18 protein-coding genes are annotated in these 19,892 nt (G+C 72.3%); 14 read left to right on the top strand and 4 right to left on the bottom strand.

What is annotated here, in order from left to right; genetic code table 11:
- Nucleotides 1-324 precede the first annotated feature (324 nt).
- Both SSPS47_RS05365 and mycP read left to right on the top strand, forming a co-directional pair.
- Nucleotides 325-1,437, top strand: coding sequence for a hypothetical protein (locus SSPS47_RS05365; RefSeq protein WP_239064781.1), 1,113 nt, complete (start codon nucleotides 325-327; stop codon nucleotides 1,435-1,437).
- Nucleotides 1,434-2,699, top strand: a complete 1,266-nt coding sequence (gene mycP / locus SSPS47_RS05360) for a type VII secretion-associated serine protease mycosin (protein WP_164249137.1) — start codon at nucleotides 1,434-1,436, stop codon at nucleotides 2,697-2,699. The genes SSPS47_RS05365 and mycP overlap by 4 nt, the downstream gene beginning before the upstream one ends.
- Here mycP and SSPS47_RS05355 read toward each other — a convergent pair.
- Nucleotides 2,677-3,384, bottom strand: a complete 708-nt coding sequence (locus SSPS47_RS05355) for a serine hydrolase (RefSeq protein ID WP_164249135.1) — start codon at nucleotides 3,382-3,384, stop codon at nucleotides 2,677-2,679. The genes mycP and SSPS47_RS05355 overlap by 23 nt on opposite strands.
- Before the next feature lie 72 nt (nucleotides 3,385-3,456).
- Here SSPS47_RS05355 and SSPS47_RS05350 point away from each other — a divergent pair, with 72 nt between their 5' ends.
- Nucleotides 3,457-4,194: an SseB family protein gene (locus tag SSPS47_RS05350; RefSeq protein WP_164249133.1), complete on the top strand. Its 738-nt coding sequence runs from the start codon at nucleotides 3,457-3,459 to the stop codon at nucleotides 4,192-4,194.
- 12 nt (nucleotides 4,195-4,206) lie between these two features.
- On the opposite strand, the gene SSPS47_RS05345 is transcribed toward SSPS47_RS05350, so the two are convergent.
- Complete coding sequence (locus SSPS47_RS05345) at nucleotides 4,207-4,569, bottom strand: DUF1844 domain-containing protein (protein ID WP_147877328.1); 363 nt, start codon at nucleotides 4,567-4,569, stop codon at nucleotides 4,207-4,209.
- 345 nt (nucleotides 4,570-4,914) lie between these two features.
- Here SSPS47_RS05345 and infC point away from each other — a divergent pair, with 345 nt between their 5' ends.
- From infC to SSPS47_RS05295, 9 genes are all read left to right on the top strand, one after another.
- On the top strand, nucleotides 4,915-5,610 hold the full coding sequence (infC, locus tag SSPS47_RS05335; RefSeq protein WP_147877327.1) for a translation initiation factor IF-3: 696 nt from the start codon (nucleotides 4,915-4,917) through the stop codon (nucleotides 5,608-5,610).
- Nucleotides 5,611-5,731: 121 nt separating this feature from the next.
- On the top strand, nucleotides 5,732-5,926 hold the full coding sequence (gene rpmI, locus SSPS47_RS05330; protein WP_078078233.1) for a 50S ribosomal protein L35: 195 nt from the start codon (nucleotides 5,732-5,734) through the stop codon (nucleotides 5,924-5,926).
- Between the two features lie 95 nt (nucleotides 5,927-6,021).
- On the top strand, nucleotides 6,022-6,408 hold the full coding sequence (rplT, locus tag SSPS47_RS05325; protein ID WP_023542860.1) for a 50S ribosomal protein L20: 387 nt from the start codon (nucleotides 6,022-6,024) through the stop codon (nucleotides 6,406-6,408).
- A 157-nt stretch (nucleotides 6,409-6,565) separates the two neighbouring features.
- Nucleotides 6,566-7,405, top strand: a complete 840-nt coding sequence (locus tag SSPS47_RS05320; RefSeq protein ID WP_164249131.1) for an RNA methyltransferase — start codon at nucleotides 6,566-6,568, stop codon at nucleotides 7,403-7,405.
- Nucleotides 7,406-7,500: 95 nt separating this feature from the next.
- Nucleotides 7,501-8,727 carry an ATP-binding protein gene (locus SSPS47_RS05315; protein ID WP_164249129.1) on the top strand — a complete coding sequence of 409 codons (1,227 nt, stop codon included), beginning with the start codon at nucleotides 7,501-7,503 and terminating at the stop codon, nucleotides 8,725-8,727.
- A 280-nt stretch (nucleotides 8,728-9,007) separates the two neighbouring features.
- Nucleotides 9,008-10,144: a phenylalanine--tRNA ligase subunit alpha gene (pheS, locus tag SSPS47_RS05310; protein WP_164249127.1), complete on the top strand. Its 1,137-nt coding sequence runs from the start codon at nucleotides 9,008-9,010 to the stop codon at nucleotides 10,142-10,144.
- Nucleotides 10,144-12,723: a phenylalanine--tRNA ligase subunit beta gene (gene pheT / locus SSPS47_RS05305; RefSeq protein ID WP_164249125.1), complete on the top strand. Its 2,580-nt coding sequence runs from the start codon at nucleotides 10,144-10,146 to the stop codon at nucleotides 12,721-12,723. The genes pheS and pheT overlap by 1 nt, the downstream gene beginning before the upstream one ends.
- A 476-nt stretch (nucleotides 12,724-13,199) precedes the next feature.
- Nucleotides 13,200-14,537, top strand: a complete 1,338-nt coding sequence (locus tag SSPS47_RS05300) for a transcriptional regulator (protein ID WP_164249124.1) — start codon at nucleotides 13,200-13,202, stop codon at nucleotides 14,535-14,537.
- Nucleotides 14,538-14,588: 51 nt separating this feature from the next.
- A complete protein-coding gene (locus tag SSPS47_RS05295) occupies nucleotides 14,589-15,128 on the top strand; it encodes an NUDIX hydrolase (protein ID WP_147877321.1) in 540 nt (179 codons plus the stop codon).
- Between the two features lie 27 nt (nucleotides 15,129-15,155).
- Here SSPS47_RS05295 and SSPS47_RS05290 read toward each other — a convergent pair whose 3' ends face one another.
- Nucleotides 15,156-16,016 carry a 3-hydroxybutyryl-CoA dehydrogenase gene (locus tag SSPS47_RS05290; protein ID WP_147877320.1) on the bottom strand — a complete coding sequence of 287 codons (861 nt, stop codon included), beginning with the start codon at nucleotides 16,014-16,016 and terminating at the stop codon, nucleotides 15,156-15,158.
- Nucleotides 16,017-16,237: 221 nt separating this feature from the next.
- Between SSPS47_RS05290 and SSPS47_RS05285 the strand changes: the two genes are divergently transcribed.
- Complete coding sequence (locus tag SSPS47_RS05285; protein WP_239065219.1) at nucleotides 16,238-17,488, top strand: family 10 glycosylhydrolase; 1,251 nt, start codon at nucleotides 16,238-16,240, stop codon at nucleotides 17,486-17,488.
- 31 nt (nucleotides 17,489-17,519) lie between these two features.
- Here the strand turns inward: SSPS47_RS05285 and SSPS47_RS05280 are convergent, their stop codons facing one another.
- A complete protein-coding gene (locus tag SSPS47_RS05280; protein WP_164249120.1) occupies nucleotides 17,520-18,416 on the bottom strand; it encodes a DMT family transporter in 897 nt (298 codons plus the stop codon).
- Between SSPS47_RS05280 and SSPS47_RS05275 the strand changes: the two genes are divergently transcribed.
- Nucleotides 18,415-19,851: a PLP-dependent aminotransferase family protein gene (locus tag SSPS47_RS05275; RefSeq protein ID WP_164249118.1), complete on the top strand. Its 1,437-nt coding sequence runs from the start codon at nucleotides 18,415-18,417 to the stop codon at nucleotides 19,849-19,851. The two genes, SSPS47_RS05280 and SSPS47_RS05275, sit on opposite strands and share 2 nt — an antisense overlap.
- Nucleotides 19,852-19,892 lie beyond the last annotated feature (41 nt).

Here is a 19,892-nt window from a genome sequence, read left to right as displayed (position 1 = left end):
CCGAACGCACAGACCCCCTCGCGGCCCCACGCGGACCCCACCCGGGGCACCGGGCCCGCACCCGCCGCCCACGACGGCGACGGCGACCGAACCGCCCCCGGTACGGAGGCGGGCCCCCCGCCGAGGCCCCCGGCCACGAAGCCGACCCGGCCCCCGGAAACCAGAACCACCGAGCCGCCCACGGGCCCGCCGGGCGCGACGCCCGCCACCCCGCCCGGCGGGACATCGGGACGGTCCTCCGGCGGGGAGCCCGCCATACCCCCGCGCCCGGCCGGACCTCCTCCCCGGCGAACGGCCCCACGGCTCACGGCACCGCGCTCCACCGTGCCCCCCGACGAGGACACCGCCCGCCTCCGTCCCGTCCCCCCGGCACCACCGGCCGGTACGGCCCCGCCCCGGCCCACCAGGAGCCCCGCACCACCACCGCCCACGGCACCGACCTTCGCGTCCACGGGTATCTCCACCCGGCTGCCGCCACCGCCTCCTGGTTACGAGGTCGCCCGCGACGCCCCGCTGCGCCCGGACGGCCCGCCCGCCCCGGCCCACCGAGGCCCCGGCCCCGCCCACCTCACCCGGACCCCGCCCGGCGGCCCGCCCACGGCCCCGCCGCCGTACCGCCGGCCGGCCGGGCCCCCCGAGGCCCCGGCCGGGACGAGCGCCCGGCTCCTCCCCGTACCCGCCCGTCACCCCGGCAGGACCGCCGCCGCCATCGCCTGCGTCGTCCTCGGTCTCGGCCTGATCGGCGGCGCCGTCACCGGCAGTTATCTGACCGGCGACTCGTCCGCCGACGCCGCCTCGGGCGGCGGCTACGCACCGCTGCGTACGCTCTGGCACAGCACCCCCGTCGACACCTTCTTCCCGTCCACCCTCAAGGGCGACGGCGCGGGCCCCGGCGGCGCCGACCGCACCTGGACCAGGGTCGCCGTCTCACCGGACACCCGCTGCGCGGACGCGCTCGATCCGCTCCTCCTGAAGACGCTGCGTCCGGTCGGCTGCGAGCGGGTCCTGCGGGCGACCTACGCCGACGCCACCAGCACTACCGTGACCACCGTCGGCCTCGTCTTCACCGAAGGCGAACCGTCGGCCATGGAGGCGCTGGGCACCCGCTTCACCGACGAGAAGCTCACCCAGCGCACCGATCTGATGCCCCGCACCTACCCGGTGAAGGGCACCGTGGCGGCGGGCTTCGGCGACGGACAGCGCGCGAGCTGGACCGTGAACGTCCTCACCGAGGCCCCCGTCGTCGTGTACGCCGTCTCCGGCTTCGCCGACGGCCGGCGGATCCCCGACCCGCAGCCGGTCGCCAAGGCCACCGCCGACGGCGCGAAGACGGCCGCCGCCCAGTCCGGGCTCGGCCACGACGCCAAGGGCATCGCCGACCGGGTGGAGCGCGGTCTTCGTACGACAGTCAGCATGGCAACGGAGAAGCCCCGATGACGACGCCCCCGACTCCGGCAGCGGGACCGGCTCCGGCAGCGGGACCGGCTCCGGCAGCGCGGACGCCGCGACTGTTCCGGTCCTTCTCCCACCCTTTCGCGGCCGCGCTCACCGCCGCCTGCTTCCTGCTCGCCGTTCCGGCGGCACCCGCGCACGCGGACGTCATCCGCGCCCAGCAGTGGGCCCTGGACGCGATGCACACCGAGGACGCCTGGCGCACCACCAAGGGCGAGGGCATCACCGTCGCCGTACTCGACACCGGCGTCGACCCCACGCACCCCGACCTCGCCGGTCAGGTCCTGTCCGGCAAGGACCTCATCGGCTTCGGCGCCAAGAGCGGCGACCGCGCCTGGGCCCGCCACGGCACGGCCATGGCGGGCATCATCGCGGGCCGCGGACACGGCCCCGGCCGGGAGGACGGCGTCCTCGGCATCGCCCCCGAGGCCAAGATCCTGCCGATCCGCGTGATCCTCGAAGGCACCGACCCGGACCGGGCCAAGGCCCGCAAGTCACGCGGCGGTTCACTCGCCGACGGCATCCGCTGGGCCGCCGACAACGGCGCCGACGTCATCAACCTCTCCCTCGGCGACGACAGCGAGTCCGCCCACCCGGAGCCCGGTGAGGACGCCGCCGTCCAGTACGCGCTCGCCAAGGGCGCCGCCGTCGTCGCGTCGGCCGGCAACGGCGGCGAGAAGGGCGACCGCATCTCGTATCCCGCCGCGTACCCCGGCGTGATCGCCGTGACGGCCGTCGACCGCTACGGCACGCACGCGGCCTTCTCCACCCGCCGCTGGTACGCCACCGTCAGCGCGCCCGGCGTCGACGTGGTGATAGCGGATCCCGACCGCCGCTACTACGAAGGCTGGGGCACCAGCGCCGCCGCCGCGTTCGTCTCCGGCGCCGTCGCCCTCGTACGCGCGGCCCACCCCGACCTCCGGCCCGCCCAGATCAAGAAGCTGCTCGCCGACACCGCTCGCGACGCCCCCGACAACGGCCGCGACGACGCCACCGGGTACGGCATCGTCGATCCGGCCGCCGCGATCGAGGCGGGCGGAGAGCTGAACACCGCCAAGGCCGACGGGGAGAAGGCGGCGACCGGCTACACGAAGCAGTACTTCGGCCGCGGCCCCGACAACACCCGGGGCGCCTCCGAGCCGGCCGCCTGGCTCGCCCCGCTCGCCGGCGGCCTCGGCGCGCTGCTGCTGGCCGGCGCGGTGGTGCTCTGGCGCGGCGGACCGATCACCGGACGCCGACCGCGCTGACGGCGGCCCGCGCCGCCCTCTCCACCAGGGCGATGCCCGCGTCCTTCGTGGGATGCCCGCCCGAGAGGACGGCCACGAGGACGTCACGGCCCCCGGCGGTGACCCGGCCCACCGAGTTGACCACCCACAGCCCCGTGGCGCTCAACGGCATCCAGCCGTTCTTGAGCGCCGGCGCTCTCCCCACCGCCGAGACGCCCCACGTCTGGTCCGCCACCACATGCGTCATCAGGTCCGCCACGAAGGCGCGCGAGCGCTCGCTCAGAGGTGTCGCGCCCACGCCGAACGCGGCTTCCAGCAGCGTCAGTTGATCTGACGCGGTGGTCCGTGAGAGCCCCCACTCGGGTGTCGCGGCCGATTCGCGCAGACCGAGCCGCCGATGGGCCGCGTCCAGCGCGTCCGCGCCGCCGATCACATGCCACAGCTCGGTCGCGGCGTCGTTGTCGCTGCGCTCGATCATCCAGGCGGCCGACAACCGCTCCCGGGCGGTCGGCTCCCGGCCGGTGTCCTGGCAGCGCAGCAGCAGCGCGAGGAGGATGCCGAGCTTGACGACGCTGGCGGAGGGGTGGGCGGGCGTCGGGCCGCGGTGGTGGGCCGAGGTACGGCCGGTGGCGGTGTCGCGGACGGCGACGCTGTACGTGACGTTCCCGTCGGCGGTGTCGACGAGCGGTTCTCTGCGGGCGTCCATGGTGTCCCCCTCGGTTCGCGGCCGATGCTCCCCCCGGCCGGGGGGAGCCGGCCCGCCCACTAGGCTCGGCCCGTGGCTCTCAAGAACATTCCCGATTCCGGTTTCTCCGACGACGACGGCGCCGCCGATCCCGTCCTCGTGGACGCGCTCGCCGCCTGGTCCGCCGATAGGGCCGCCGAGCCGCGCGTCCTCGCCGCGCTCCGGGGAGCCCGGCTGCTCGTCCCGGTCGTGGCCGTGCTCGGTGAGAGCGAGGAGGACGAGCGGGGGCTGCGGCGCGAGAAGAGCAGCGACATGGCCGTCCCCACGCTTCGGGCCGGCGGCCGGCGCGCCCTGCCCGCCTTCACCTCGACCGACTCGCTGGCCCGCTGGGACCCCGCGGCGCGCCCCGTCGCCGTACCGCTGCACCAGGCACTGAGCGCGGCGGCGCACGAGAAGGCCGACACGGTCGTCATCGACCTGGCGGGACCGGTGCCGTACGAACTCGCCGGACCGGCCCTGTTCGCGCTCGCCGAGGGCCGCACCAGCACGGACCCGCTCGACGACCCGGCCGTCGTCGCGGCGGTGAAGGAGGTCGCCGCCGCCGAGCCCTCCGTACTGAGCGCCCATCTCGGTCCGGGGGAGGCCGACGGCACCCTCGCGCTCGTCCTGCTGCCGGACGCGGCCCCGGCGGACGCCGTGCGGCGGATCGCGGGCGCGCTGGCGGCGCACGACGTGCTGAGGGCCCGCCTGGTGCGCGGTCTCGACCTGGCGCTGCTGCCGGCCGGCGTCTCACCTCCGGGCGAGCCCCTGTTCGTACGCGATCAGCCGTAGGTCAGCCGTGGCTCAGCCGTAGACCGGCCCCGTGTACTTCTCGCCGGGACCCTGCCCCGGCTCGTCAGGGACCAGTGACGCCTCGCGGAAGGCCAGCTGGAGCGACTTCAGCCCGTCGCGCAGCGGAGCCGCGTGGAAGGAGCTGATCTCCGTCGCGCTCGCGTCCATCAGCCCGGCCAGCGAGTGCACCAGCTTGCGGGCCTCGTCCAGGTCCTTGTGGGCGTCGCCGTCCTCCGTGAGACCGAGCTTCACCGCGGCGGCGCTCATCAGATTGACGGCCACCGTGACGATCACCTCGACGGCCGGTACCTCCGCGATGTCGCGGGTCATGGCGTCGAAGTCGGCTGGTTCCTGGGGGGAGGTCGTGTCGCTCATTCGGCACACGATATGCCCCGGCGCGGGAGGAGGAGACAGCTGGTTAGCTCACGCGGGCCGGAGCTGCTAACCTTGTGTAACGACCGGTCGGACATGTGTGTGCCCGACCCACAAGTGGAGGCTCCGTTCTCCCACCTGGCCGCCCCTCGGGGTGGCGGGTCACCGGTCAGGTGGTCGCCATCGTTCCGTACGGACGATGGAGCCGCCCGATTCGCCCCGCGGTTCGACGCGGCGGTGTTCCGGTATTCATGGAGCTCCCGCCTGTGTCCCGTCCGGGGCATTTTTCGATTCTCCGCGCGGTTGGTCTGACGAAACAGACGTTACGCGGCTGCCTGCCAGACAGTCGTGTGGTGCTACCGAGGAGGATCCATCAGCGCTGAGCCCCGCATTAACGACCGGATTCGTGTTCCCGAGGTCCGCCTTGTCGGCCCCAGCGGCGAGCAGGTCGGCATCGTGCCGCTTGCGAAGGCCCTGGAGCTCGCGCAGGAGTACGACCTGGACCTGGTCGAGGTCGCGGCGACCGCCCGTCCGCCCGTGTGCAAGCTCATGGATTACGGGAAGTTCAAGTACGAGTCGGCCATGAAGGCCCGTGAGGCGCGCAAGAACCAGGCGCACACGGTCATCAAGGAGATGAAACTCCGGCCGAAGATCGACCCGCACGACTACGACACCAAAAAGGGTCACGTCGTCCGGTTCCTCAAGCAGGGTGACAAGGTCAAGATCACGATCATGTTCCGTGGTCGTGAGCAGTCCCGCCCGGAACTGGGCTTCAGACTGCTCCAGCGTCTCGCTTCGGACGTCGAGGAGCTCGGCTTCATCGAGTCGAACCCGAAGCAGGACGGCCGGAACATGATCATGGTGCTCGGCCCGCACAAGAAGAAGACCGAAGCCATGGCAGAGGCCCGCGAGGCCCAGGCGGCCCGCAAGGCGGAGCGCCAGAGTCACGCGCCCGACGACCACGTGGACGAGTCCCCGGACGCCACGAGGGCCCGTGCGGAAGCCGACGCCGAGGCTCCGGCCGAATCGTCCTCCGAGGCGTGATCCACGGGCCGCCGGCCAGGCGCCCCCGGAATCCCGCCCGGATTCCATACATAGCAATCTGACGCTCCCATGTGCCGGTTCCGGCCGGCCGGGGAGTGCCACTGATGAGGAGAACGGCGTTATGCCGAAGAACAAGACGCACAGCGGTGCGAAGAAGCGCTTTCGCGTGACCGGCTCCGGCAAGATCCTTCGCCAGCGTGCGGGCCGTCGCCACTACCTGGAGCACAAGCCGTCCACCCTGACGCGCCGTCTCGCCGGCACGGTGGAGCTGGCTCCCGGTGACGCCGCGAAGGCCAAGAAGCTTCTCGGCCTGTAGGCGCGAGCCCCGCCCGGCGGGGCCCAGCCGCCATACCGACCACGCCGTTCTCGGGTCACGTCAACGCCCGTGACCCAGCTACAAGGAGTTAACAAGTGGCACGCGTCAAGCGGGCAGTGAATGCCCACAAGAAGCGCCGGGCGATCCTCGAGCAGGCCAAGGGATACCGCGGCCAGCGTTCGCGCCTGTACCGCAAGGCCAAGGAGCAGGTCACACACTCCCTGGTCTACAACTACAACGACCGCAAGAAGCGCAAGGGCGACTTCCGCCGGCTGTGGATCCAGCGGATCAACGCCGCCGCCCGCCAGAACGGCATGACGTACAACCGCCTCATCCAGGGTCTCAACGCCGCCAACATCGAGGTGGACCGCAAGATCCTGGCCGAGCTCGCGGTCAACGACGCCAACGCGTTCGCCGCGCTCGTCGAGGTCGCCCAGAAGGCGCTCCCGAGCGACGTCAACGCCCCGAAGGCCGCCGCCTGATCCCCAGCCGGATCACGATCGCGACACTTCCCGCCGGACCCGCAGGCACACCGCCTGCGGGTCCGGCGCGTTCCACGCCGTACACGCAAGTACGTAACCGCGCGCGCCACCCAACTCCACGCACGCCTACGTCCGCACGAGAAGCGAGCCGCCGCCCATGGGCACCCCCGAGCTGATCTCTCCGCGTTCCCCGCGAGTCGTCGCCGCCCGGCGGCTCGCCAGACGGGCCTTCCGCGGCAAGGAACGCCGGTTCATCGCCGAGGGACCGCAGGCCGTGCGCGAGGCGGTCGAGCACCGGGGCGAGGACGGCGCCCCCACGCTGGTGGAGCTGTTCACCACCGTCGAGGCGGCCGAGCGGTACACCGACATCGTGTCGGCCGCCCGCGCGGCCGGGGCACGGGTGCACTACGCCGACGCCGAGGTCGTCGCCGACGTCTCGCAGACCGTCACCCCGCAGGGCCTGCTCGGCGTCTGCCGCTTCCTGGACACGCCGTTCGAGTCCATCCTGCGGGCGCGCCCCCGGCTCGTCGCCGTCCTCGCGCACGTACGCGACCCGGGCAACGCGGGCACCGTGCTGCGCTGCGCCGACGCGGCGGGCGCCGACGCCGTCGTCCTCACCGACGCGTCCGTCGACCTCTACAACCCCAAGTCGGTCCGGGCGTCGGTCGGTTCGCTCTTCCATCTGCCGGTCGCCGTCGGCGTCCCCGTCGGGGAGGCCGTGTCGGGCCTGCGGGGCGCGGGAGCGCGGGTGCTGGCCGCCGACGGGGCGGGCGACGACGACCTCGACGACGAACTCGACGCGGGCACCATGGGCGGTCCGACCGCCTGGATCTTCGGCAACGAGGCATGGGGGCTGCCCGCCGAGACACGGGCACTGGCGGACGCCGTCGTACGCGTGCCGATCCACGGCAGGGCCGAGAGTCTGAACCTGGCGACCGCGGCGGCCGTATGTCTCTACGCCTCCGCTCGGGCGCAACGAGTCAGCACCGCGAGCTGAGGGGGTCCGCGCAGTCACCTTGAGCGATGAGAGCTAGTAGGGTGACCCGAAACTCGGGGGCCCACTGTGCTCTTCGGAAGAGGTGGGATGCGGGCATGACGGTCGGGGCGAGCGGGTCGGCCATCACTCGGGGACCCGTCAGGCCCGATCCCGGCGAATCGGCCCCCGGCGGCCCCGGTGGCCCCACGCGCAACCCGGGACAGGACCTCGGACAGGACTTCGGGATCGATCCCGACGACCTCCCCGACGGGCTCGTCGTCGCCGACGAGACGGGCCGCGTGATCTGCTTCAACGCCGCCGCCACCCGGATCACCGCCGTCGCCGCCGCCGAGGCCGTCGGCAGTCCGCTGGAGCGCGCCCTGCCCCTCGAAGACCTCGAAGGCCGCCGCTGGTGGGCGCTCACCGATCCGTACGGCGGCCTGCGCACCCGCTTCGGCCAGCCGGAGCGCAATCTGCTGCTGCCCGGCGGCCGTGAGGTCCTGGTCTCCGCCCGTTATGTGCGCGTGTTCCCCCAGGGGCCCGTACGCAGACTGGTCATCAGCATCCGCGGCACCGAGGCCCGTCGCCGTACCGAACGCAGCCACGCCGAGCTGATCGCGACGGTCGCGCACGAGCTGCGCTCCCCGCTCACCTCCGTGAAGGGGTTCACCGCGACGCTGCTCGCCAAGTGGGAACGCTTCACCGACGACCAGAAGCGGCTCATGCTGGAGACCGTCGACGCCGACGCCAACCGCGTGACCCGGCTGATCGCCGAGCTGCTCGACATCTCCCGGATCGACTCCGGACGCCTCGAACTGCGCCGTCAGCCGGTCGACATCGGGACCGCGGTCGGACGCCACATCCAGTCGTTCATCGCCTCCGGGCAGTCCCCGGACCGTTTCCTCGTCCGCATCCAGCAGCCGCTGCCCGCGCTGTGGGCCGACCCCGACAAGATCGACCAGATACTCGGCAACCTGCTGGAAAACGCGGTGCGCCACGGCGAGGGAACTGTCACCATCGAAGTGGCACCCGCCCAGGTCAAACATGTCGACCAGGGGCACACGGAGCGGCCCGGCGCGGAGCACACGCACTCCGACGGCGGCGCGAAAGGAACGGCGGTCACCGTGAGCGACGAAGGCCCCGGCATCCCCGAGGAGTCGATGGGCCGTGTCTTCACCCGCTTCTGGCGGGGGAGCAAGCGCGGTGGGACCGGCCTCGGGCTGTATATCGTCAAGGGCATCGTCGAGGCGCACGGAGGGACCATCACCGTCGGCCGCGGACCCGGCGGCGGGGCCCAGTTCCGATTTATCCTGCCCGTCGGCGCCCCGGCCTACCTGGCCTGACCGCCCACGGGCTTCTTCACTCCGTACGGCCTTTAGACTCGACCCTTGGCACCTTCGCGTCCTCGGCCATCGAGCGGGGTCGTTTTCGCCTGGACCCTGTCCGGTCGGTCTTCGCGGGCCCGCGAAGCCTGGCACCGCACCTCGCCGCGTTGTCGGAGTCGTCCAAGTACGTCCAGTACGAGGACGATCCCCCGCCTTGCGATGTACGGCACCAGGCGCCGCGGGCCGGACCGCGAACACCGACCGGACAGGACCCAGCCAACCGGAAGTACGGGAACAGATGTCGGCACCCAACAAGTCGTACGACCCAGTCGAGGTCGAGGCGCTGAAACCGGAAGAGATCGAGCGCATGCGGGACGAGGCGCTCGCCGCCTTCGCCGCCGCGGGCGACCTCGAGGCGCTCGCTCACGCGAAGACCGCGCACGCCGGTGGTACCTCGCCCCTGTCGCTCGCCAACCGTGAGATCGGCGCACTGCCGCCGCAGGCCAAGGCCGAGGCGGGCAAGCGCGTGGGCCAGGCCCGCGGCGCCGTGAACAAGGCGCTCGCCGCCCGGCAGACGGAGCTGGAGGCCGAGCGGGACACCCGGGTGCTGGTCGAGGAGGCGGTGGACGTCACGCTGCCCTACGACCGCACCCCCGCCGGCGCCCGGCACCCGCTCACCACGCTCTCGGAGCGCATCGAGGACATCTTCGTGGCCATGGGCTACGAGGTGGCCGAGGGACCCGAGATCGAGACCGAGTGGTTCAACTTCGACGCGCTCAACATGGGCCCGGACCACCCGGCGCGGGGCGAGCACGACACCTTCTTCGTCGGGACCGGCGCGGGAGCGGACGGCGCGGACGACGGCTCCGGCCTCGTCCTGCGTACGCACACCTCGCCCGTGCAGGCCCGCGCCCTGCTCGGCCGTGAGCTGCCCGTCTATGTGATCTGTCCCGGGCGGGTCTACCGCACGGACGAGCTGGACGCCACGCACACCCCCGTCTTCCACCAGGTCGAGCTGCTCGCCGTCGACGAGGGCCTGACCATGGCCGACCTCAAGGGCACCCTCGACCACATGGTCCAGGCGCTGTTCGGCGGCGAGGGCATGAAGACCCGGCTGCGGCCGAACTTCTTCCCCTTCACCGAGCCGTCCGCCGAGATGGACATGGTCTGCTACGTGTGCCGCGGCGAGTCCGTCGGCAACCCCGACCGGCCCTGCCGCACCTGTGGCAGCGAGGGCTGGATCGAGCTCGGGGGCTGCGGCATGGTCAACCCGAAGGTGCTCGTCGCCTGCGGTGTGGACCCGGAGAGGTACAGCGGATTCGCGTTCGGCTTCGGCATCGAGCGGATGCTGATGTTCCGGCACAACGTCGAGGACATGCGAGACATGGTCGAGGGTGACGTCCGGTTCACCCGGCCGTTCGGGATGGAGATCTGATGCGCGCCCCGCTTTCCTGGCTGCGCGAGTACGTCGAGCTGCCGGCCACCGAGACCGGTCGCGACGTCCAGGCCAGACTCATCTCGGCCGGCCTGGAGGTCGAGACCGTCGAACAGGTCGGGGCGGGCCTCAAGGGCCCCATCGTCGTCGGCCAGGTCCTCACCATCGAGGAGCTGACCGAGTTCAAGAAGCCCATCCGCTTCGTCACGCTCGACATCGGCGACGCGGGGGGCACCTCCCGGGCCGAAGGCTCCGGGGGCGGAACCGGCGAGCCGCAGGAGGTCATCTGCGGTGCCCGGAACTTCGCCGTCGGCGACAAGGTCGTCGTGGTCCTGCCCGGCGCCGTGCTGGCCGGCGGTTTCGAGATCTCCGCCCGCAAGACGTACGGCAGGACCTCGCACGGCATGATCTGCTCCAGCGCCGAGCTGGGCATGGGCGACGACGGCAGCGGCGGCATCGTCGTCCTGCCGCCCGAGTACGAGGTCGGCACCGACGCCGTCGAGCTGCTCCAGCTCGTCGACGAGGTCCTCGACATCGCCGTGACGCCGGACCGCGGCTACTGCCTCTCGATGCGCGGCATCGCCCGCGAGACCGCCATCTCGTACGGGCTTCCGCTCCGCGACCCGGCGCTGATCGACGTTCCGGCGCCGAACTCCTTCGGCCACCGCGTGGAGGTCTCGGACCCGGTCGGCTGCGACCACTTCACCATGCGCACCGTCACCGGGCTCGACCCCGAGGCGCGCTCCCCGATCTGGCTCAAGCGCAGGCTCCAGAAGGCCGGGATGCGCCCCATCTCGCTGGCCGTCGACATCACCAACTACGTGATGCTGGAGATCGGCCAGCCGCTGCACGCCTACGACCGCAAGCTCGTGGACGGCACCATCGGTGTGCGGCGTGCCGAGGAGGGCGAGGAGCTGACCACCCTCGACGGCGTCAAGCGCGTCCTGGACGCGGCCGACCTCGTCATCACCGACGAGCGTGGGCCGATCGGCCTCGCGGGTGTGATGGGCGGCGCCGACACCGAGATCGCCGACGGCGAGATCGTGGCGAGCCCGCTGTCCTCGTCCGCCGCCGAACGCGCGGCGCGCGGCACGACCGAGGTCGTCGTCGAGGCGGCGCACTTCGACCCGGTCAGCGTGGCCCGCACCGCACGCAGGCACAAGCTGTCGTCCGAGGCGTCCAGGCGCTTCGAGCGTGGCGTCGACCCGCACGCCGCGGCGGCGGCCGCGCAGCGCACGGTCGATCTGCTGGTGCTGCTCGCGGGCGGATCCGCGGAGGCCGGTGTCACCGAGGTCGTCGCGCCGTCCGGACCGCACACCATCACCATGGCCGCCGACCACCCCGACAGGGTGGCCGGTGTCGGATACGGCAGAGAGACCGTCGTACGCCGTCTCCAGGAGATCGGCTGCGACGTCTTTGGACAGGACGAGCTGATCGTCACCGTCCCCAGCTGGCGGCCCGACCTCCGCGAGATCAACGACCTCGCCGAAGAGGTCATCCGGCTCGAAGGCTACGAGAACCTGCCGTCCACGCTGCCCCGGCCGTCGTCGGGGCGCGGGCTCACCGGACGGCAGCGGCTGCACCGCAGGGTCGGCCGCGCGCTGGCGGGCGCGGGTTATGTCGAGGCGCTGAACTACCCGTTCATCGGCGGGGCGCAGCTCGACCAGCTCGGACTGCCCCCAGACGACGACCGGCGCCGTACGGTCACGCTCGTCAACCCGCTCGCCGACACCGAGCCCGCGATGCGCACGACGCTGCTGCCGGGGCTCCTCGGCGCGCTGCGCCGTAACGACGGCCGGGGCTCGCACGATCTGGCACTGTTCGAGACGGGTCTGGTCTTCCGGCCCACGGGCGAGGAGAGCGCACCGGTCAGGCTGCCCGTCGACCGGCGGCCCACGGACGAGGAGATCGCCGCGCTCGACGCCGCGCTGCCCCGGCAGCCGCGCCGTGCCGCCGTCGTCCTCGCCGGTGCGCGTGAGCAGGCCGGCTGGTGGGGCAAGGGCCGTCCGGCCGACTGGGCGGACGCCGTCGAGGCGGCCCGTACGGTCGCCGCCGAGGCGGGCGCCGAGCTGACGGTGGAGGCCGATCAGCACGCGCCGTGGCACCCGGGCCGCTGTGCGGCGCTGTACGCAGCGGTGGACGGCGAGCGGACCCTCGTCGGTCACGCGGGTGAGCTGCACCCGCGTGTCATCAAGGCGTACGGCCTGCCGGAGCGCACCTGCGCCATGGAGATCGATCTGGATCTCGTGGAGCGGGCGGGCGCCGGCGCGCTGACGGCGCCGCGGATCTCGACCTTCCCCGTCGCCACCCAGGACGTGGCGCTGGTCGTCGGCAAGGACGTGCCGGCCGCCGACGTGGAGCGGGCGCTGTACGAGGGCGCGGGTGAACTGCTGGAATCCATCCGGCTGTTCGACGTCTTCACCGGCGAGCAGCTCGGCGAGGGCAGGAAGTCCCTCGCGTACGCGCTGCGGTTCCGCGCGGCCGACCGGACGCTGACCGTCGAGGAGGCGTCCGCCGCGCGCGATTCCGCGGTGGCGCTGGCCGCCGGGCGCACCGGGGCGGTGCTGCGCGGGGCGTGATCGCCCGCAGGTCCGCCGAACGGCCCGGAAGCCGACGGCGGGAAGGCTGAACGACCGAGGGGCGCGTCCGGATTCAGGTCCGGGCGCGCCCCTCGGCCGTGTCCGTACGCCGGTCTCGTCGGCTCGCGTCGAGTCGCGTAGGGAAAACGCGGATACGGCGCAGGCCGGGGGGCGAACACTGCGCCGTGGATCCGCCTCGCAACCCCCTGTTCGCCGCTGCCGGCACAGGGTCGTGCGGCCGAGTCGTCCGTCCCGCCCGCGGAGTGTCCGGCAGGTGGGCGGGACGGACGACGGGGTGTGGGCCGCCGTACCGCACGAGGGGGAGTGCGGCGGCCCGGCCGCTCCTTGCGAGACGACCAAGTCAACCGGCACGGCGACCTGCGCGGCAGGGCGCACAACGTACCGATACGGGCGTTACGTTCACACCCCGTGCGATGCCCCACTAACCTGAGGCTGCCTAGCTCCCGGAGGGGCACATGCAGCCCAATACCCTGCTGGATTCACTGATCGACGAGGCGGGCATGTCCCACGCCGGTTTCGCCGCCCGGGTCAACCGGGCGGGACAGGCGCGCGGACTCGGTCTGCGGTACGAACACACGTCCGTGCTGCGGTGGTTGAGGGGGCAGCGACCGCGCGGCCCGGTGCCGGAGCTGATCTGCCAGGTGCTCGGCGACCGGCTGGGGCGGACGCTCACCCTGGACGACATCGGCCTCGGCTCGGCCCCCGGGGCGCCGAGCCGCGACGCCACCCTGTCGGTCTTCGTGGAGCGCGCCACCGCGCTGTGGCGCTCCGACCAGCAGCAGCGGGGCCATGTCGTGGCGGCGCCCGCCGTGACCGGTACGCACGCCGTGATGCCCGTCTGGGAGTGGGAGAACCCGCCGCAGGACGCGGACGTCTCGCGCGTCGGCCACAGCCGTGTCGGCCCGGCGGACATCGAGCTGCTGCGGACGGCCAGGACGCACTACGAGCTGATGTATCGCCGCGCGGGCGGTCTCGCCACCCACGCGCGGGTCGTCGGCTTCCTCAACGCAGAGACGGCGCCCATGCTGCGCGGCGGCTACAGCGACGCGATGGGCCGCCAACTGCACCGTGCCACGGGCGGACTGGTGGCGGTGGCCGGTATCTGCGCGTACGACTCCGACGCGCAGGGTCTCGCCCAGCGCTACTTCCACCAGGCGCTGCGGCTGGCGAAGGCCAGCGGGGACACGGGACTGGGCGCGTACGCCATCGCGCTGCTCGTCAACCAGTCGCTGTTCACGGGCGAGTACCGGCAGGCGGTGGCCTTCGCCGAGGCCGCGCTGCGTACGGCCGGGCGGGCGATCACCCCGGCGCTGGCCGCGGATCTGTACGCGATGCAGGCCAAGTCGTACGCCCTCCTCGGCGACGGGGGCGCGGCACGGGTGTGCATCGGACGGGCGGAGGCCGAGGCGGGCCGGATCACACCGGGCCAGGAGCCGGAGGAGACCGGCTATGTGGAGCCCGGCCTGGTCAATGTGCAGGTGGCCGAGGCCCTGTTCGGTCTCGGTGATCTGACGGCCGCGCGGACGCACGCGGCCCGGGCGGTGGAAGCTCCGGCGCACGAGCGGGGTCGGGTGCACCGGCTCGCGATGCTGAGCCAGATCGAGCTGCGGCAGGGCGAAGCGGACCGGGCGGCCGGTACGGCCCGGGAGATGGCCGAGCGGGCCCGGGGGATGGAGTCGCTGCGACTCAGGGACCGGATGGGCGCGGTGCGGCTGGGGCTGATGGAGAGCGGCAGCGCGGAGGCGACGGAAGCGGCCGGATTCGTCGCACGGGCACTGCGCGTTCCCCTGTGAGCAGGCGCCTGCTGCCATATTGCCAACTCCCAACCGGAAGGTGGCAAAACCGTGCAGTGGGCGAACTTGAGCGAACAGACCGTGTACGAGAATCGCTGGTTCCAGGTGAATCTCGCGGACGTCGAACTTCCCGACGGCAGGCATCTGGACCACTTCCTCATCCGGCTCCGTCCGGTGGCCGTCGCGACGGCGGTCAACGAGGCCAACGAGGTGCTGATGCTCTGGAGGCACCGCTTCATCACCGACAGCTGGGGCTGGGAACTGGCCGCGGGCGTCGTCGAGGACGGCGAGTCCGTCGAGAGCGCGGCGGCGCGGGAGATGGAGGAGGAGACCGGCTGGCGCCCCGGCCGCCTCCATCACCTGCTCACCGTCGAGCCGTCCAACGGCCTGACCGACTCCCGGCACCATCTCTACTGGTCGGAAGCGGCCACCTACACCGGCCATCCCGAGGACGACTTCGAGTCCTCGCGCCGGGAGTGGATACCGCTCGAACACGTCCCCGAGATGATCGCGCGCGGCCTGGTGCCGGCCGCCAACATGGCGGCCGGACTGCTGATGCTCCATCACCTGCGACTGGGCGGCGGCGCGTAGCGCCGAGGTGAGCCCGGTCCCGAAGGCTCAGCCGTACGGGTAGAAGCCCGAGCCCGACTTACGGCCGAGGCGCCCCGCGTCCACCATGCGCTGCAGCAACGGGGGAGCGGCGTACAGGGGCTCCTTGTACTCGGCATACATCGAATCGGCGACCGAGGCGACGGTGTCCAGGCCGATCAGATCGGCGAGCTTGAGCGGACCCATCGGGTGGGCGCAGCCCATCTCCATGCCGTTGTCGATGTCCTCACGGCTGGCGATGCCGGACTCGAACATCCGGATCGCCGAGAGCAGATAGGGGATGAGCAGGGCATTCACCACGAAACCGGACCGGTCCTGGGCGCGGATCGCGTGCTTGCCCAGCACGTCCCGCACGACGGCCTCGGCGCGCTTGACCGTGTCGTCCGACGTGGTCAGCGCCGGGATCAGTTCGACGAGCTGCTGGACCGGTGCCGGGTTGAAGAAGTGGATGCCGATGACCTGGTCGGGACGGGACGTCGCGACGGCCAGCTTCACCAGCGGAATGGAGGAGGTGTTCGAGGACAGGATCGCGTCGGTGCGCGTCACGACCTGGTCGAGGACCTGGAAGATCTCCGTCTTGACCTGCTCGTTCTCGACGACGGCCTCGATCACCAGATCGCGGTCGGCGAACTCCCCGAGGTCGGTGGTGAAACTGAGCCTGCCGAGGGTCGCGTCACGGTCCTCCTCGGTGATCTTGCCGCGTTCGGCGGCCTTCGAGAGGGAGTTGTAGAGGCGGGTGCGCCCTATCTCCAGTGCCTCGCCGGTGGTCTCGGCGACCATCACCTCGAGGCCGCTGCGGGCGCACACCTCCGCGATGCCTGCGCCCATCTGGCCGCAGCCCACCACTCCGACGCGTTCGATGTCGGTCACATCGTGCCTTTCGCTGGTCCCGGTTCTGCGGGGCGCCGTGTGATTCCGGTGCCCGCTTCGGCCCTCGACGTTACTCCGCACAGGTGTGTGCACCGTGGGTCGGGGCGGGCATGCTGTGCGGCAACGTCAGTCCGAGTTCACCCACGAGGGGTCAGTAAATGCGGCAAATCGGTAGAAGAGGGTTCGTGGCGGTCACGACGGGCGCGCTCACGTCACTGGCGATGGCGGGCGACGCCGTCGCCGCGGCGGGAGCGGCGCGGGCGACCGGGACGACCGGTGGGACCGGAGCGGCGGCGGGTGCGGGGGCCGCCGGGGGTTCCGGGGGCCGGCACAGCGCACGCAGTGAGCTGCGCGGCATGTGGCTCGCCACGGTCGTCAACCGCGACTGGCCGTCGAAGCCCGGACTGCCGGCGGCCGAACAGCGCGCGGAACTGCTGAAGTTCCTCGACACCGCGGTCGACCGGAAGCTGAACACCGTCATCTTCCAGGTGCGGCCGACCGCCGACGCGCTGTGGCCGTCGTCCTTCGAGCCCTGGGCCGAGTGTCTGACCGGCGTACAGGGCAAGGACCCGGGCTGGGACCCGCTGGGTACGGCCGTCAAGGAGGCCCACAAGCGCGGTCTCGAACTGCACGCCTGGTTCAACCCGTACCGCGTGGCCAATCACACGGACCCGTCCCGGCTGATCCCGAGCCATCCGGCGCGCAAGCACCCCGAGTGGATCCTTCCGTACGGCGGAAAGCTGTACTACAACCCGGGCATCCCGGAGGTCAGGAAGTTCGTCCAGGACGCGATGCTCGACGCCGTACGGCGCTACGACATCGACGCCGTGCACTGGGACGACTACTTCTATCCGTACCCGGTGGCCGGCCAGGTCTTCGACGACGACGCGCAGTACGAGCAGTACGGCGCGGGCTTCCCGGACAAGGCGTCCTGGCGGCGCGACAACACCGACCGGCTGGTGCGCGAGACGGCGGAGCGGATCAAGAGGACCAAGAAGCACGTCGCCTTCGGCATCAGCCCGTTCGGGGTGTGGCGCAACATCGCCACCGACCCGACCGGCTCCGACACCATGGCCGGCGTGCAGACCTACGACGACCTGTACGCCGACACCAGGAAGTGGGTCAAGGAGGGCTGGATCGACTACATCACCCCGCAGGTCTACTGGAACATCGGCTTCGCCGCCGCCGACTACGCGAAGCTCGTGCCCTGGTGGAGCGAGGTGGTGAAGGGGACCGACGTCGACCTCTACATCGGTGAGGCCCTCTACAAGGCGGGCGACCCCGCCCAGCCCGCGCCCTGGCAGGACGTGGCGGAGGTCTCCCGCCATCTGACCTTCGCCAAGCAGTACCCGGAGGTACGGGGACACTGCTACTTCTCCGCGCTGGAGTGCGTGAACGACAAGAACGGCGCGTTCGCGAGGGCGGTGGCCGACCACTACAAGTCCCGCGTACGCCCGCCGCGCAAGGGCTGACAGCGCCCGCCCCGTCCCGACGGGAGTGCGCCTACGCGCGGGCCCGCTGGGTGACCGCGATGCACAGCAGTACGGCGACGGCCGCCAGCGGCGCGGCCGTCGCCGGCCGCTCCCCGAGCAGCAGCACCGACCAGACCAGCGTCAGCAGTGGCTGGGCGAGCTGCAACTGGCTGGCCCGCTCGACCCCGATCGACGCCATGCCCCGGTACCAGACGTAGAGCCCGAAGAACGTCGACCCCGCCGCCACCCACACCAGGCCGGTCACACCCTGAACCGTCAGCCGTACCGGCTCGACGGACAGGGCGACCGCCGAGACGGCCAGGTTGAGCGGCAGGCACGCGACCAGGGCCCAGCCGATCACCTGCCAGCCGGGCATCAGCCGCGCCAGCCTGCCGCCCTCCGTGTAACCGGCCGCGCAGACCAGCAGCGCGCCGAAGAGATACAGATCGCCGGTCGAGACCGCCCCGCCGCTCTGCTGGAGGGTGAAGGCGATCACCACGGCCGCGCCCGCGACGGCCGCGCACCAGAACGTGACCGACGGTCGCCGGCCGGTACGCAGCGCCGAGAACGCGGCGGTGCTCAAGGGGAGCAGCCCCACCACGACGGCCGCGTGCGCCGTGGTCGACGTCCGGAGGGCCAGCGTCGTGAGCATCGGGAAGCCGAGCACCACACCGGCCGCCACCACCGCGAAGGCGCCCCAGTGCCGACGCGCCGGGAGCGGTACGCGCACCGCCAGCAGGAAGCCGCCCGCGATCAGCGCGGCGAGCACGCTGCGCACCGCGACCAGGGACCAGGGACCGAAACTCTCCAGCCCCCAGACCGTCGCCGGGAAGGTGAGGGAGAAGGCGAGGACACCCGCCGACGCGAGGAGGGTGCCGCCGGTGACCGCTATCGGTGCCGGGCGAGTAGCGCTATCCTGTGCTGTCATGCAAGAGCGTAGCAGTGTGGCCGAGTTGGCGAAGTCTCTGCGAGCGGAGCTGGACCGCTACTCACCTGGTGGAAAGCTGCCGTCCAGCAGAGAGTTGGTGGAGCGCCATCGGGTCTCCCCGGTGACCGTCTCCCGTGCACTGGCCCAGCTCTCCGCCGAAGGGCTGGTCGTCACCCGCCCCGGCGCCGGAGCCTTCCGCGCACCGGCCCGGCCCGGCACCCCGCGAGCCGGTGACACCTCCTGGCAGGAGGTCGCGCTCAGCGCCGACGCCGCCACCGAACTCGTCCCGCGCAGCGTCGACTCCTCCGCCGTACTGACCACCCTCGCCGCGCCCGCCCCCGGAGTGATCGAGTTCAACGGCGGCTACCTCCACTCCTCCCTCCAGCCCGAGCGGGCCATGGCCGCCGCCCTGGCCCGCGCGGGCAGACGCCCCGGCGCCTGGAGCCGCCCGCCGACCGACGGGCTGCCCGAACTCCGTGAGTGGTTCGCCCGCGGCATCGGCGACACCTGGACGGCCGCCGACGTACTCGTCACCTCCGGTGGCCAGAGCGCCCTGACCACCGCGCTGCGCGCGCTCGCCCCGCCCGGCGCGCCCGTCCTCGTCGAATCACCCACCTATCCCGGCATGCTCGCCATCGCACGGGCCTCCGGACTGCGGCCCGTTCCCGTCCCCGTCGACCCCGAAGGCGTACGCCCCGAACTCCTCGCCTCCGCCTTCCGTGCCACCGGAGCGCGGGTGTTCGTCTGCCAGCCCCTCATCCAGAACCCGACCGGAGCGATCCTCTCCACCGCCCGGCGGCCCGAGGTGCTGCGGATCGCCCGTGAGGCGGGGGCCTTCGTCGTCGAGGACGACTTCGTGCGCCGTCTCGTCCACGAGGACGCGGGGCCGCTGCCCGGCCCGCTCGCCGCCGACGACCCCGACGGAGTCGTCGTCCATGTCTGCTCACTCACCAAGGCCACGTCACCCAGCCTCCGGGTGGGGGTGCTGGCCGCCCGCGGCCCGGTGCTGGAACGGCTGCGCGCCATCCATGTCGTCGACTGCTTCTTCGTCGCCCGCCCCCTCCAGGAGGCCGCCCTCGAACTGGTCGGATCGTCCGCATGGAACCGCCATCTGCGATCCCTCTCAAGGGAGTTGAAGAACCGCAGGGACACCATGGCGGCCGCCGTCCGCCAACACCTCCCGGAACTCGCGCTCCCGTACATCCCGCCCGGCGGCTACCACCTGTGGCTGCGCCTGCCCGACGGCACCGACGAGCGGACCCTCACCTCCGCCGCACTGCGCGCGGGAGTCGCCGTCACCCCCGGCCGCCCCTATTTCTGCGCCGAACCCTCCGCCGGCCACCTGCGGCTGGGCTACGCGGCCGTCGCGGGAGCGCAGGAGATCGCCGACGGCGTGCGGCGGCTGCGTACCGCCTGCGACGAGGTGCTGGGCTGACCACATGGGCCGATCGTGGCACCCGCCACTGACAACCGGCG

The organism is Streptomyces sp. S4.7 (assembly GCF_010384365.1).
GTDB lineage: Bacteria > Actinomycetota > Actinomycetes > Streptomycetales > Streptomycetaceae > Streptomyces.
The sequence above is the reverse complement of the archived record's forward strand: the minus strand, read 5'-3'. Positions and strand labels throughout refer to the sequence as shown.

Excerpts from the sequence above, each read along its gene's own strand:
- mycP (WP_164249137.1), top strand. The coding sequence starts at position 1,434 with ATGACGACGCCCCCGACTCCGGCAGCGGGACCGGCTCCGGCAGCGGGA.
- pheS (WP_164249127.1), top strand. The coding sequence starts at position 9,008 with ATGTCGGCACCCAACAAGTCGTACGACCCAGTCGAGGTCGAGGCGCTG.
- SSPS47_RS05300 (WP_164249124.1), top strand. The coding sequence starts at position 13,200 with ATGCAGCCCAATACCCTGCTGGATTCACTGATCGACGAGGCGGGCATG.
- SSPS47_RS05315 (WP_164249129.1), top strand. The coding sequence starts at position 7,501 with ATGACGGTCGGGGCGAGCGGGTCGGCCATCACTCGGGGACCCGTCAGG.
- SSPS47_RS05345 (WP_147877328.1), bottom strand. The coding sequence starts at position 4,569 with ATGAGCGACACGACCTCCCCCCAGGAACCAGCCGACTTCGACGCCATG.
- rpmI (WP_078078233.1), top strand. The coding sequence starts at position 5,732 with ATGCCGAAGAACAAGACGCACAGCGGTGCGAAGAAGCGCTTTCGCGTG.
- SSPS47_RS05320 (WP_164249131.1), top strand. The coding sequence starts at position 6,566 with ATGGGCACCCCCGAGCTGATCTCTCCGCGTTCCCCGCGAGTCGTCGCC.
- SSPS47_RS05275 (WP_164249118.1), top strand. The coding sequence starts at position 18,415 with ATGCAAGAGCGTAGCAGTGTGGCCGAGTTGGCGAAGTCTCTGCGAGCG.
- pheT (WP_164249125.1), top strand. The coding sequence starts at position 10,144 with ATGCGCGCCCCGCTTTCCTGGCTGCGCGAGTACGTCGAGCTGCCGGCC.
- SSPS47_RS05355 (WP_164249135.1), bottom strand. The coding sequence starts at position 3,384 with ATGGACGCCCGCAGAGAACCGCTCGTCGACACCGCCGACGGGAACGTC.
- SSPS47_RS05285 (WP_239065219.1), top strand. The coding sequence starts at position 16,238 with ATGGCGGGCGACGCCGTCGCCGCGGCGGGAGCGGCGCGGGCGACCGGG.
- SSPS47_RS05280 (WP_164249120.1), bottom strand. The coding sequence starts at position 18,416 with ATGACAGCACAGGATAGCGCTACTCGCCCGGCACCGATAGCGGTCACC.